13 protein-coding genes and 1 pseudogene are annotated in these 11,849 nt (G+C 73.4%); 7 read left to right on the top strand and 7 right to left on the bottom strand.

Annotation, left to right across the window (positions count from 1 at the left end; translation table 11 throughout):
* Positions 1 to 5: 5 nt before the first annotated feature.
* Positions 6 to 992, bottom strand: a complete 987-nt coding sequence (gene sigB, locus FXF50_RS14295; protein WP_148428013.1) for an RNA polymerase sigma factor SigB — start codon at positions 990 to 992, stop codon at positions 6 to 8.
* Positions 993 to 1,216: 224 nt separating this feature from the next.
* Between sigB and FXF50_RS14290 the strand changes: the two genes are divergently transcribed.
* Entirely contained in the window at positions 1,217 to 2,005 is a 789-nt protein-coding gene (locus FXF50_RS14290) for a sporulation protein (RefSeq protein WP_091321865.1), read from the top strand.
* A 4-nt stretch (positions 2,006 to 2,009) separates the two neighbouring features.
* Here FXF50_RS14290 and dtd read toward each other — a convergent pair whose 3' ends face one another.
* A complete protein-coding gene (gene dtd / locus FXF50_RS14285) occupies positions 2,010 to 2,432 on the bottom strand; it encodes a D-aminoacyl-tRNA deacylase (RefSeq protein WP_148428011.1) in 423 nt (140 codons plus the stop codon).
* Positions 2,432 to 3,916: a methyltransferase gene (locus FXF50_RS14280; RefSeq protein WP_148428009.1), complete on the bottom strand. Its 1,485-nt coding sequence runs from the start codon at positions 3,914 to 3,916 to the stop codon at positions 2,432 to 2,434. Before FXF50_RS14280 ends, dtd begins: the two co-directional genes overlap by 1 nt.
* 184 nt (positions 3,917 to 4,100) lie before the next feature.
* Here FXF50_RS14280 and FXF50_RS14275 point away from each other — a divergent pair.
* The 4 genes and pseudogenes from FXF50_RS14275 to FXF50_RS14260 form a co-directional block, all read left to right on the top strand.
* A pseudogene (locus FXF50_RS14275) lies at positions 4,101 to 5,315 on the top strand (S8 family peptidase); the annotation flags it as partial.
* Between the two features lie 102 nt (positions 5,316 to 5,417).
* A complete protein-coding gene (locus tag FXF50_RS14270; RefSeq protein WP_148428005.1) occupies positions 5,418 to 5,993 on the top strand; it encodes an HhH-GPD-type base excision DNA repair protein in 576 nt (191 codons plus the stop codon).
* A gap of 30 nt (positions 5,994 to 6,023) precedes the next feature.
* A complete protein-coding gene (locus FXF50_RS14265; RefSeq protein ID WP_255510028.1) occupies positions 6,024 to 7,256 on the top strand; it encodes a low temperature requirement protein A in 1,233 nt (410 codons plus the stop codon).
* Between the two features lie 74 nt (positions 7,257 to 7,330).
* On the top strand, positions 7,331 to 8,563 hold the full coding sequence (locus FXF50_RS14260) for a low temperature requirement protein A (RefSeq protein ID WP_255510027.1): 1,233 nt from the start codon (positions 7,331 to 7,333) through the stop codon (positions 8,561 to 8,563).
* Positions 8,564 to 8,567: 4 nt separating this feature from the next.
* Here the strand turns inward: FXF50_RS14260 and FXF50_RS14255 are convergent, their stop codons facing one another.
* Together FXF50_RS14255 and FXF50_RS14250 are read right to left on the bottom strand one after the other, a co-directional pair.
* On the bottom strand, positions 8,568 to 8,879 hold the full coding sequence (locus FXF50_RS14255) for a hypothetical protein (protein ID WP_091311847.1): 312 nt from the start codon (positions 8,877 to 8,879) through the stop codon (positions 8,568 to 8,570).
* Positions 8,869 to 9,180, bottom strand: a complete 312-nt coding sequence (locus FXF50_RS14250) for a hypothetical protein (RefSeq protein WP_244282502.1) — start codon at positions 9,178 to 9,180, stop codon at positions 8,869 to 8,871. Before FXF50_RS14250 ends, FXF50_RS14255 begins: the two co-directional genes overlap by 11 nt.
* A 105-nt stretch (positions 9,181 to 9,285) precedes the next feature.
* On the opposite strand from FXF50_RS14250, the gene FXF50_RS14245 reads away from it, so the two are divergent.
* Complete coding sequence (locus tag FXF50_RS14245; RefSeq protein ID WP_148427999.1) at positions 9,286 to 9,642, top strand: DUF3099 domain-containing protein; 357 nt, start codon at positions 9,286 to 9,288, stop codon at positions 9,640 to 9,642.
* A gap of 36 nt (positions 9,643 to 9,678) precedes the next feature.
* On the opposite strand, the gene FXF50_RS14240 is transcribed toward FXF50_RS14245, so the two are convergent.
* Positions 9,679 to 10,575 carry a carbohydrate kinase family protein gene (locus FXF50_RS14240; RefSeq protein WP_148427997.1) on the bottom strand — a complete coding sequence of 299 codons (897 nt, stop codon included), beginning with the start codon at positions 10,573 to 10,575 and terminating at the stop codon, positions 9,679 to 9,681.
* Positions 10,572 to 11,507: a pseudouridine-5'-phosphate glycosidase gene (locus FXF50_RS14235; RefSeq protein WP_148427995.1), complete on the bottom strand. Its 936-nt coding sequence runs from the start codon at positions 11,505 to 11,507 to the stop codon at positions 10,572 to 10,574. The genes FXF50_RS14240 and FXF50_RS14235 overlap by 4 nt, the downstream gene beginning before the upstream one ends.
* A gap of 88 nt (positions 11,508 to 11,595) precedes the next feature.
* On the opposite strand from FXF50_RS14235, the gene FXF50_RS14230 reads away from it, so the two are divergent.
* Positions 11,596 to 11,814, top strand: coding sequence for a DUF3039 domain-containing protein (locus tag FXF50_RS14230; RefSeq protein WP_030502976.1), 219 nt, complete (start codon positions 11,596 to 11,598; stop codon positions 11,812 to 11,814).
* Positions 11,815 to 11,849 lie beyond the last annotated feature (35 nt).

Here is an 11,849-nt window from a genome sequence, read left to right as displayed (position 1 = left end):
CGGGGTCAGCAGGCGTACGCCTCCAGCCGGTTGGCCCGCTCCGGGGCGCGCAGCTTCAGGAGCGTCACCTTCTCGATCTGCCGGATCCGCTCCCGGGACAGCCCGAACTCGCGGCCCACCTCGTCGAGGGTGCGCTGCCGGCCGTCGTCCAGGCCGAACCGCAGCCGGATCACCGCCTGCTCCCGCTGCGAGAGGGTGGCCAGCACGATGCGGACCTCGTTGCGCAGCTCGCCGTCGCCGGTGGCGTCGCCCGGCTCCGCGTTGGGGTCCACCGCGGCGACGAAGTCGCCCAGCGCGCTCTCGCCGTCCTCGCCGACCGTCTGATCCAGGCTCACCGGCTCCCGGTCGTACGAGATCAGCTCGATCACCTGGTACTCCGGGATCTCCAGCGCGGTGGCCACCTCGGCGACGGTGGGCTCCCGGCCCAGCGTGACCGACAGCTCGCGGCGGACCCGGACCATCCGGTTGACCTGCTCGACCATGTGGACCGGGATGCGGATGGTGCGGGCCTGGTCGGCCATGGCGCGGGTGATGGCCTGGCGGATCCACCAGGTGGCGTAGGTGGAGAACTTGTAGCCCTTGGTGTAGTCGAACTTCTCGACCGCGCGGATCAGGCCGAGGTTGCCCTCCTGGATGAGGTCGAGGAAGGCCATGCCGCGGCCGGTGTAGCGCTTCGCGATGCTCACCACCAGCCGGAGGTTCGCCTCCAGCAGGTGGTCCTTGGCGGCGCGGCCCTCGGCCGCGATCAGCTCCAGGTCGGCGCGCAGCTCCGTGGACACCGGGGTGCAGGTGGACAGCTTCTCCTCGGCGAAGAGGCCGGCCTCGATCCGCTTGCTCAGCTCGACCTCCTGCGCCGCGGTGAGCAGCTTGGTGCGGCCGATGCCGTTCAGGTACGCCCGGACCAGGTCCGTGGAGACGCCGCGCTCGTCGGTGGCGTCCAGGTCGGTCAGGGTGACGTCCATGTCCTGGTGCTCGATCATCTGCTGGGCCATCTCGTTTTCTCCCCGTGTCCTCGTGCCGTACCGGTTCCGTGTCGTCCGCCGACGCGGTGGTGCCGGTGATGAACAGCTTGGCGGGCGGGGCGTGAAACGGGAGTGAGGCGATCGGGGACCCGACAGCAATCCGGGCGGAACGTCGGCTGTGCCTTGCCGGGCCCGGTTACCGTGCCAGCGGCCGGCCAGCGAGGCTCGGCACGCACAGGCGAACGGAGGACGTGGTGGTCTTCAAGCGGCTCATGCAGGCGATGGGTGTGGGTGGACCGTCGGTGGAGACGGTGCTGGCCAACCCGAACTGCCGTCCCGGCGGCCAGTTGGAGGGCCGGATCCAGGTGGTCGGCGGCGACCACCCGGTGGACGTGAGCTACGTCGCACTCGGTCTGGTCACCCGGGTCGAGGTGGAGAGCGGCGACTCGGAGTACGACACCACCCAGGAGTTCGGCCGTGCCCAGGTGACCGGCGCGTTCCGGCTGGACCCGGGCCAGCGGTACGACGTGCCGTTCCGCTTCCAGGTGCCCTGGGAGACCCCGCTCACCGACCTGTACGGCCAGCACCTGCACGGCATGACGATGGGGCTGCGGACCGAGCTGGAGGTGGCCCGGGCCGTCGACAAGGGCGACCTGGACGCGGTGGCGGTGCACCCGCTGCCGGCGCAGGAGCGGTTGCTGGAGGCGTTGCTGCGGCTGGGCTTCCGGTTCGCCCGGGCCGACGTCGAGCGCGGGCACATCTACGGTCTGCGGCAGAGCCTGCCGTTCTACCAGGAGATCGAGTTCCACCCGGCGCCCCAGTACGCCCGCGCCATGAACCAGCTCGAACTCACCTTCGTCACCGACCCGCACCAGATGCACGTGGTGCTGGAGCTGGACAAGCGCGGCGGCCTGTTCACCGAGGGCCACGACGCCTTCGGCCGCTTCACGGTCGACCACGCCACGGCGGACCGCACCGACTGGACCGCGCAGCTCGACGGCTGGCTCCGCCAGTCCCTGTCCCGCCGCGGCCTCTTCTTCTGACCGGTCAGAGGTCCAGGAGGAGGGTGCGGGGGCCCACGTTGACGCTTTCCACCAGCATGTGGGTGCGGAAGCGGCCGGTTTCGACCTTGGCGCCGCGGGCGCGGAGGGCCTCCACCACGGCGTTCACCAGGGGTTCCGCCACCTCGGCCGGGGCGGCGGCGGTCCAGCTCGGCCTTCTGCCCTTGCGGGCGTCGCCGTAGAGGGTGAACTGGCTGACCACGAGGACGGGGGCGCCGGTGTCGGCGGCGCTGCGCTCGTCGTCCAGGATGCGCAGCTCGTGGATCTTGCGGGCCATGGTGGCGGCCACCTGCGGGGTGTCCGTGTGGGTCACCCCGAGCAGCACCAGCAGGCCGTCGGCGATCTCGCCGACCACCTCCCCGTCGACCGTCACGGCGGCCCGCCCGACGGTCTGCACCACGGCCCGCATCAGTCCGTCACCGGCTCGACGATGCCCCGCTCGACCAGGTGCGCCACGATCGGCCCGGCCGCCTCGGCCAGCTCGTCCGGGGCGACGTCGTGCGCGGCGGCGAGCAGGGCGAGCTGGTCGCGCAGGGGCAGCCGGCCGTCCGCGCCGCCGACCAGCGCGAGCACCAGCGGGTCGATCTCCTCGGACCAGCGCAGCCCGCGCGGCATCGCGAGGACCTGCCGGTCCACCGCCCAGCCGTCGGCGCCCATGGTGGCCTCCTGGCGCAGCTGGAGCCCGTCGGCCGCCCGGTAACGGGCGGCCAGCAGCCCGTCGGTGTCCCGGGCCCGCAGCCAGTCCTGCCGGTCGAACCACTCGCCGACCCGGTCGCCCAGTGGCGGCTCCACCCGCTGGCGCAGGTCCTCCACCCGGACGATCGGCTCGTCGTGGCCGGCCCGGCGCAGCGAGACGATGCCGAACCCGACGGCCTCCACCTTGTGCGCGTCGAACCAGTCCAGCCAGGCCGCCATCCGCTGCGGGTCGGCCGCCTCGCCGACGTCGGTGAGCCACAGGTTGACGTACGCCATCGGGTCCGCCACCTCGCGCTGGATCACCCAGGCGTCCAGGCCGGTGCCGGCGAACCAGCCGGTCACCCGCTCGGCCCAGTCCTCGCCGGTGACGTGCACCCAGTTGGCCAGGTACTGCATGGTCCCGCCCTCGGTGAGCAGGTGCGGAGCGGCGGCGGCCAGCTCGGCGCCGATCGCGTCGCCGACCCGGCCGGAGTCCCGGTAGACGTGCGTGGTGGTGCCGGGGCCGACCACGAACGGCGGGTTGCTGACCACGAGGTCGAACCGGCGGCCGGCCACCGGGGCGACCAGGTCGCCACGGAGCAGTTCCCAGTCCTGCCCGTTGAGCGCGGCGGTGGTGGCGGCGAAGCGCAGCGCCCGCTCGGAGACGTCGGTGGCGGTCACCCGGTGGGCGTGGGTGGACAGGTGCAGGGCCTGGACGCCCGAGCCGGTGCCCAGGTCCAGCGCGGTCTCCACCGGCCGGCGCACGGTCGCGCCGATCAGCGTCTGGGTGGCCCCGCCGATGCCCAGCACGTGTTCGGCGTGCAGCGGGCGGCCGGGGCGGGCGCTGGCCGGCACGTCGGCGAGCACGAACCACTCGTCTCCGTACGGCTCCAGGTCGACGCCGGCGCGCAGCCCCTCGCCGTGCCGCTCGACGAGGCCCCCGGCGAGCGCCTCCTCGACGGTCAGCGGGGCGAGCGCGGCGGCCACCACGGGCTCCGGCTCGGTCTGGTCGCAGATGAACACCCGGATCAGCGTGGCGAGCGGGTCACGGTCCTCGGTGGCGCGCAGCGCGGCCCGGTAGTCGTTGCGGGCGACCGCGCCGGTGGCCTGCGGGCCGAGCCGGTCGGCGATGCCGTTGGCGGTGAAGCGCGCCCGGGTCAGCGCGGCGCGCAGCGCGTCGACCCCGGCGGGGGAGAGCAGCATGTCGTGACGGTCCACGTCGTCATCCTGCCTCCCCGGGGCGCCCGCCCGGCCGGCACCCGCCGGATCCATACCGTCAGCTGACTGTATCGGCCGTTATCTCTTTCATGTTCATCAATGAATGGCTAGCATCTGCGCCAACATCCGTCGAGGGGCGTCCCGGTGGCCACGAGCCCGGGAACGCCCGGTAGGGAGCCAGACGATGTCCGACGTGTCCGTTCCCCGGCGGCGTGGGCTGCGCGCGCTCGCCGTCACGGCCGCCGCCGCGGCCCTCGCCGCCGCCGCCTCCACCCCCGCCCTCGCCGCGCCGGCCGGCGACGTCCGCTACGCCTCCGCCCCCGACGCCATCAGCGGCAGCTACCTGGTGGTGCTGAACAGCGACACAGTCGGCGCCGCGAACAGCCTCGCCGCCCGGACCGCCGTGCCGGACCGGGCCGCCGGCCTGGCCAAGCGCTACGGCGGCACCGTCGGCACGGTGTGGACCTCCGCCCTCACCGGCTACAGCGCGAAGCTGAGCCCCGCCCAGGCCCGCCGACTGGCCGCCGACCCGGCCGTCGCGTACGTCGAGCAGGACCGCGTGGTCAGCGCCCAGGCCACCCAGACCAACCCGCCGTCCTGGGGCCTGGACCGGATCGACCAGCGCAACCTGCCGCTGAACGCCAGCTACACCTACCCGAACACGGCCTCGAACGTCCGGGCGTACATCATCGACACCGGCATCCGGACCACCCACACCGACTTCGGTGGCCGGGCCACCTGGGGCACCAACACCGTCGACACCAACAACACCGACTGCAACGGCCACGGCACCCACGTGGCCGGCACCGTCGGCGGCACCCGGTACGGCGTGGCCAAGGGCGTCCGGCTCATCGCCGTGAAGGTGCTCAACTGCTCCGGCAGCGGCAGCACCACCGGCGTGGTGAGCGGCATCAACTGGGTCACCTCGAACGCGGTGAAGCCGGCCGTGGCCAACATGAGCCTCGGCGGCGGCGTCAGCAGCTCGATCGACAACGCGGTGACCAACTCCGTCAACTCCGGCGTCACGTACGCCGTCGCGGCCGGCAACTCCAGCGCCAACGCCTGCAACTACTCGCCGGCGCGGGCCGCCGCCGCGATCACCGTCGGCTCCACCACGAGCAGCGACGCACGCTCGTCCTTCTCCAACTACGGATCCTGCGTGGACATCTTCGCCCCCGGGTCGAGCATCGTCTCCGCGTACCGGACCAGCGACACCGCCAGCAGCACGCTGAGCGGCACCTCGATGGCCTCGCCGCACGTGGCGGGCGCGGCGGCGCTGGTGCTCGGCGCCAACCCGTCGTACAGCCCGGCGCAGGTGGCCAGCTACCTGACCACCAACGCCACCACCGGCAAGGTGACCAACCCCGGCTCCGGCTCGCCGAACCGGCTGCTCTTCGTCGTCAACTGACGATCGGCGGCCCCCACGGCCCGGTGGACCCCACCCCGGTCCACCGGGCCGTGTCGCGCACACGGTCAGCGGCAGGCGCGGCAGGATGGGGGCATGACGCTCTCGCTGCCCATCGACCCGCAGGCCAACGAGCTGCTGGCGCGCAGCCCGCTGGCCCTGCTCCTCGGCATGGTGCTGGACCAGCAGGTGCCGATGGAGAAGGCGTTCTCCTCCCCGTACGTGCTGGCGCAGCGGCTCGGCCACGAGCCGGACGCCCGGGAGCTTGCCGGATACTCCCCGGAAGCCCTGGTCGAGCTGTTCGCCACGCCGCCGGCCCTGCACCGGTTCCCCAAGGCCATGGCGGCCCGGGTGCAGGAGGTCTGCCGGGCCCTGGTCGAGCGCTACGACGGCGACCCGGCCCGGCTCTGGTCGGAGGCGGCCGACGGCCGGGACCTGCTGCGCCGGGTCGGCGAGCTGCCCGGCTTCGGCAAGCAGAAGGCGCAGATCTTCGTCGCCCTGCTCGGCAAGCGGTTCGGGATCACCCCGGACGGGTGGCGCGAGGCGGCCGGCGGGTACGGCGACGCGGACGCGTACCGGTCGGTGGCCGACGTGACCGATCCCGAGTCGCTGCGCCGGGTCCGCGAGTACAAGCAGCGGATGAAGGCGGAGGCGAAGGCCGCGAAGGGCTGACGCAACCTGCGCCCACCCTGGCTCGTTGTCATGATCGTCAAGGCGGTGACGGCGGGCGGGGTGATGACGGACGAGCGGGGGGCGGAACTCCTGCGCGGCGGCGGGGGCAGTCACCGTGCGACCTTCCTGGAGCTCTTCCTCGACGTCGTCTTCGTCTTCGCCTTCACCCGGGTCTCGCAGCGTCTGATCACCGACGTGGCGGCGGGCGGCGGACGCCTCCCGCTGGAACTGGCGCAGACGCTGTTCCTGCTGCTCGCGCTCTGGATGGTCTGGTCGCTGACCGCCTGGGCCACCAGCCACTACGACCCGGAGCAACCGCCCATCCAGGCGGTGATGGTCGGGTCCATGTTCGGCAGCCTGGTCATGGCGGTCTCGGTGCCGGACGCGTACGGCCCGCACGGCTTGAGCTTCGCCGCCGGGTACGTCTCCATCCAGCTGGGCCGCTCGGTCTACCTGACGGTGGCGCTGCGCCGGCACTTCCAGCGGCACCTGTCCATCCGGATCCTGGTCTGGTCGGCCGTCTCGGCCGTGCCCTGGCTCGTCGGTGGCCTGGTCGGGGAGGACCTGCGGCTGCTCTGCTGGGGGGTGGCCCTGGCGATCGACTACCTGGGCCTGGTCATCGGCTGGCCGGTGCCCCGGCTGGGCCATGCGCCGGCAACGGCGTGGACCGTGACCGGCGAGCACCTGGCCGAGCGCTACCAGCAGTTCACCATCATCGCGCTCGGCGAGATGATCTTCGTGGCCGGCGTCGGGTTCAGCGGCAGCGACTTCACGCTGCTGCGCTGGATCGCCCTCGTGGACGCCTTCGCCACCACCGTGCTGCTCTGGCGCATCTACTTCTACCGGGCGGGCTCGGTGCTGGCCCAGGCGGTGGCCCGCGCCCGGCAGCCGGCCCGGCTCGGCCAGTCGGCCTCCTGGACCCACCTCACGATGATCGCCGGCATCGTGACCGCGGCGGTCGGCTACGAGGTGGCCATCGCCGAGCCCGCGGGGCACGCCGACGCGGTGCGGGTGGCGGCCATCGTCGGGGGCCCGGCGCTCTTCGTGATCGGCCGGGCCCGGTTCGAGTACGAGGTGTTCGGCCGGGTTTCCCCGTCCCGCGTGATCGGCCTGCTGCTCCTGGTCCTCGGGGTGCCGCTGCTGAGCCGGCTGCCGCTGCTCGACATCGCCTTCGGCGTCACGGCGGTGCTGACCGGGATGGCCGTGGCGGACGCGCTGCGGGCCCGGGGCCGCCCGCCGGAACGCCCCGCCTCGCCCATGTGACCGCCCGGCGCGGGATACGCAACCGGCGCGGCGGTCGGGTCGTTGGGAGCCGGGACGGCGGACGGGGGTGGGTGGTGGACGAACGGGGTGCCGGGCTGCTGCGGTCGCCGGGCAGTTCCGGCCGCGCCACCTTCCTGGAGCTCTTCTTCGACCTGGTCTTCGTCTTCGCGCTGACCCGGGTCTCCCAGCGACTCATCAACAGCCTGCCCGCCACCGGGTGGACGCTGGCCGCCGCGGTCGGCCGTACCGTGCTGCTCTTCCTGGCGCTGTGGATGATCTGGATGATCACCGTCTGGGTGACCAGCCGCTACGAGCCGGAGCAGGGCGTCATCCAGGCGGTGGTGGTCAGCACCATGTTCGCCAGCCTGGTGATGGGGGTGGCGCTGCCGCGGGCCCTGGAGGAGCGGGCGCTGCCGTTCGCGGTCGCGTACGTGGCGGTGATGTTCGGCCGGCCCGTCGTCATCGCCGCCGCGCTGCACCGCCATCCGCGGCGGCTGGTGGCGCTCCGGCTGGCCGCCTGGGCCGGGGCGACCGCGCCGCTCTGGCTGGGCGGCGCGCTGGGCCCGGACGAGATGCGCCTGCCGCTCTGGGCTCTCGCGCTCACCGTCGACTACGTCGCCCTGTCCACCGGCTGGCCGCTGCCGCGGCTCGGATCCTCGCCGACCCTCGGCTGGCGGATCGCCGGCGAGCACCTGGCCGAGCGTTACCAGCAGATCTTCCTCATCGCGTTGGGCGAGTCGATCCTGGTCATCGGGGTGACGTACAGCGGCGAGAAGTTCTCGGCCGAGGGCGCTTGGGCCTTCGTGGTCGCGTTCGTCACCACGGCGCTGCTCTGGCGGATCTACTTCCACCGGGCCGGGCGCCTCCTGGGCGAGGCGCTGCGGCTGGCCCGCGTGCCGGGCCGGCTCGGCACGTCGGCCGCGATCACCCACCTGGTCATCGTGCTCGGGGTGCTCACCACGGCGGTCGGCTACGAGGTGGTCATCGCCGAGCCGTTCCACCGGTCCGACGCGGCCCTGCTGCTGTTCGTCGTGGGTGGACCGCTGCTCTTCCTGGTCGGCCGGGCCCGCTTCGAGTACGAGATCTTCGGCCGCGTCTCGCTGCCCCGGATTCTCGGCGGGGGCGTGCTGCTCCTGCTCGTCCCGCTGCTGGCGCACGGTCCCGCCGTGCGGGCCCTGTGGCTGGTGGCCGCCGTGTTGGCCGGGGTGGCGGTGGCGGACGCGTGGCGCGGCCGGGGCCGCCCGCCGGAGATGCCGGCCTCCCCGATCGGGCGGCAGGGGCCGGAGAGCGGCGGCCCGGAGGCGTGACGGCTCAGGCGGCGGTGGGGCGGGAGAGCGCCGCCAGGGCCCGGCGCACGTCGGCCAGGGACACGGTGGCGGAGTCGTCGAGGTCGGCCAGGCCGGCCTCGATCCACTGGCGCATGAGCGTGGTGACCCCGATGCCGCGCGTCTCGGCGGCCGCCCGGACCCGCTCGTACGTCTCCAGCGGCAGGCGCACCGAGCGGCTGACCATCGGCACGTCGGTGTCGGGGGTGGGCAGCTCCGCGGGCTGGGTCTCGTCGATCAGGTCGGCGAGCGCGTCGCCGCCGTCGTGGAACCGCTTGGTCGCGTCGTTACGGTGCATCGTGACCGCCTCCTCGTCGGCGTGACCTCCGCACCGCGTCGTCGTAGCGCTTGGCCTCGACGTCGCTCAGTTCGCGGGCGGAGAGGATGTCCCAGTCGTTGTCGGTGCCGTCGGCCTCGGCCAGCAGCACCGCGAGGCGTCGCCCCCGGTGGTCGGTCGCGTAGACCACCATGACGTCGTCCCCGAGGTGCCGGATGACCCGCCGCGTGCTGTGCAGGGCCTCCCAGACTTCCCCGGGCGTGACGTCGTAGACCCGCAGGTTGGCCAACGCCTCGTCGGTGAAGCTGAACCGGTTGCCCACGGGGCGAGCGTACCACGCACGTAACACGGGCTGCCTTGTCACGATTCTCGCCGATCAACCGTCGGGGGTGACAGGATGGGTCGTAATCCCTCGAGGAGGTCCGTGGTGAAGCGTCAGGCGTATCAGCCGATCCTGATCACCGACGCCTCGCGCAGCCAGGACGACCAGCTCACCAGCCGGCAGAAGCGTTACGTGCTGATGATGGGAATCCGGGTCGCGTGCCTGGTGATCGGTGCGGTCCTGGTCGGTGTCAAGGCACCGCTGCTCTGGCTGTGGCTGCCGCTCTGCGGTCTCGGGATGGTGCTCATCCCGTGGCTGGCCGTGCTGCTGGCCAACGACCGCCCGCCGAAGGAAGAGCACCGGCTGGCCGGAAAGTTCCAGCACCGCCACCGCGACGAGACGCCACCCATGGCCCTCACCTCGGAGGAACGCCCCCACAAGGTCATCGACGCCGAACCCTGACCGGCCCGGGCGGCAGCCCGCCCGGACCGACCACCGTCAGGGCTGGGGGCGGGCGCCCACCGTCGTGACGGCCAGGGCGCCCAGGTCGCCGGCGCGGGTCAGTGCCGCGCGGGGGTTCGCGCCCTCCAGCCACGCCGTGAGCAGGCCGGCGGCGAAGGCGTCGCCCGCCCCGGTCACGTCCACCACGGCCACCCCGGGCGCCGGGGCCGTCTCGACCAGGCCGTTCCGGTCCACCCAGACCGCGCCGGCCGCGCCCCGCTTCACCACCACCCGCCGGGCCACCGAGGTCAGCGCCCGGGCCTGCGCCGCCGGGTCCAGCCCGCCGGCCAGCACCGTCGCCTCGTCCGTGTTGACCAGCAGCAGGTCGACGTCGCGTACCCAGGTCAGGAACGCCGTGCCGACCCGCCGCAGCGGGGCCGCGGAGGCCGCGTCGACGCTCGTGGTCAGCCCGCGCTCGCGGGCCGCGGCCAGCGCGCGCAGGCCCGCGCCGCGCGACCCCACGTCCAACAGGGTGTACGCGGACAGGTGCAGGTGCCCGGCGTCGGGCGCCGCCGCGACGGTCCGGTCGACGTGCCCGGCGGTCAGCCGCAGGTTCGCCCCCCGCTGGCTGACCATGGTGCGCTCCCCGTCATGGGTGAGCACGATGACCGTGCCCGTCGGGTAGCCCTCGTGGCGCTCCACCGCGCAGGTCACCCCGACCCGCTCCAGTTCGGCGACCCGCTCGCGGCCGGTCTCGTCGTCGCCGACGGCGGCCACCAGGGTGACGGCCGCCCCCTGGCCGGCCAGCCAGGCCGCGGTGTTGGCCGCCTGGCCGCCGCCGCTGAACCGGATCCCGGCCGCGGTGTCCGAGCCGGTGGCCAGGGGACCGGAGAGCACCGCGAGCACGTCGGTGATCACGTCGCCGACGACGATGATGCGAGGCGCGGGGCTCATGCCGAGGGGGCGGTGCGGCGGGACGCCGAGGCGACCGCGATCCGGGCCGCCAGGTCGGCGTTGCGCAGGATGATCCGGACGTTCACCGCCAGGCTGGCGCCCTCGGTGGCCGAGTGGAAGTGGGCCAGCAGGAACGGGGTCACCGCCTTGCCGGTCACCCCGTCGCGGGCCAGCATCGCCAGGCCGGTGGCCAGGGTGCGGTCGTGCAGCGCCGGGTCGAGCTGCTCGTCCACGGGCAGCGGGTTCGCCACGATGAGCCCGCCGTGGTGCACGCCCTGGTCGCGGCGGGCGGCCAGCACGTCGGCGGCCTGCTCGGGGGACTCGACCGACCAGTCCAGGTCGAAGCCGGCGTCGGTGAGGTAGAAGCCGGGGAAGCGGCGGGTGCGGTAGCCGACCACGCTCACCCCGAGGGTCTCCAGCCGCTCCAGGGTGGCGCCCACGTCGAGGATCGACTTCACGCCGGCGCAGACCACCGCGATCGGGGTGCGGGCCAGGGTGACCAGGTCGGCGGACTCGTCGAAGGTCTGCGCGGCCTCCCGGTGCACCCCGCCGAGCCCGCCGGTCGCGAAGACGCCGATCCCGGCCGCCGCGGCCACCGCGCTGGTCGCCGCCACCGTGGTGGCGCCGTCCGCGCCGGTCGCCGCCGCCACGGCGAGGTCGCGCACCGAGAGCTTGCTCACCCCGTCGACCGTGGCGAGCCGGGTGAGCTGGGCGTCGTCCAGCCCCACGATCAGCTCACCGGCGACCATGCCGATGGTGGCCGGGACGGCCCCCGCGTCCCGGACCGCCTGCTCGATCTCCCGCGCGACGCGAAGATTGTCCGGCCGGGGCAGACCGTGCGAGACGATGGTGCTCTCCAGGGCGACGACCGGACGCCCGTCGCGCAGGGCGCCGGCCACCTCGGTGCCGAGACTGATGTGAAAGTTGGTCACTTCGGCTACGGTACGGGCCGCTCTCGGCGCGAGCCCAGGTGGACCGGGCCGGATCGACCTGCAAAACTGGACCGTTGGAGGTGTAGACGTGAGTACAGAGGTTCTCGAGCGTCCCGAGCTGAAGGACGCCGACACCGGCCCGGAGATGTTCCACTACGTCCGCAAGGAGAAGATCGCGGAGAGTGCCGTCATGGGCACCTTCGTGGTGGCTCTGTGCGGCGAGACCTTTCCGGTGACCAAGGCGGCGAAGCCGGGTTCCCCGGTCTGCCCCAAGTGCAAGGAGATCTACGACTCGTACGCCGAGTGATCCCGGGCGGCCTCCCCGGCCGCCCGCGTAACCTG

This window comes from Micromonospora sp. AP08, assembly GCF_008085935.1.
In the GTDB taxonomy this organism is placed as follows: domain Bacteria; phylum Actinomycetota; class Actinomycetes; order Mycobacteriales; family Micromonosporaceae; genus Micromonospora; species Micromonospora chersina.
The sequence above is the reverse complement of the archived record's forward strand: the minus strand, read 5'-3'. Positions and strand labels throughout refer to the sequence as shown.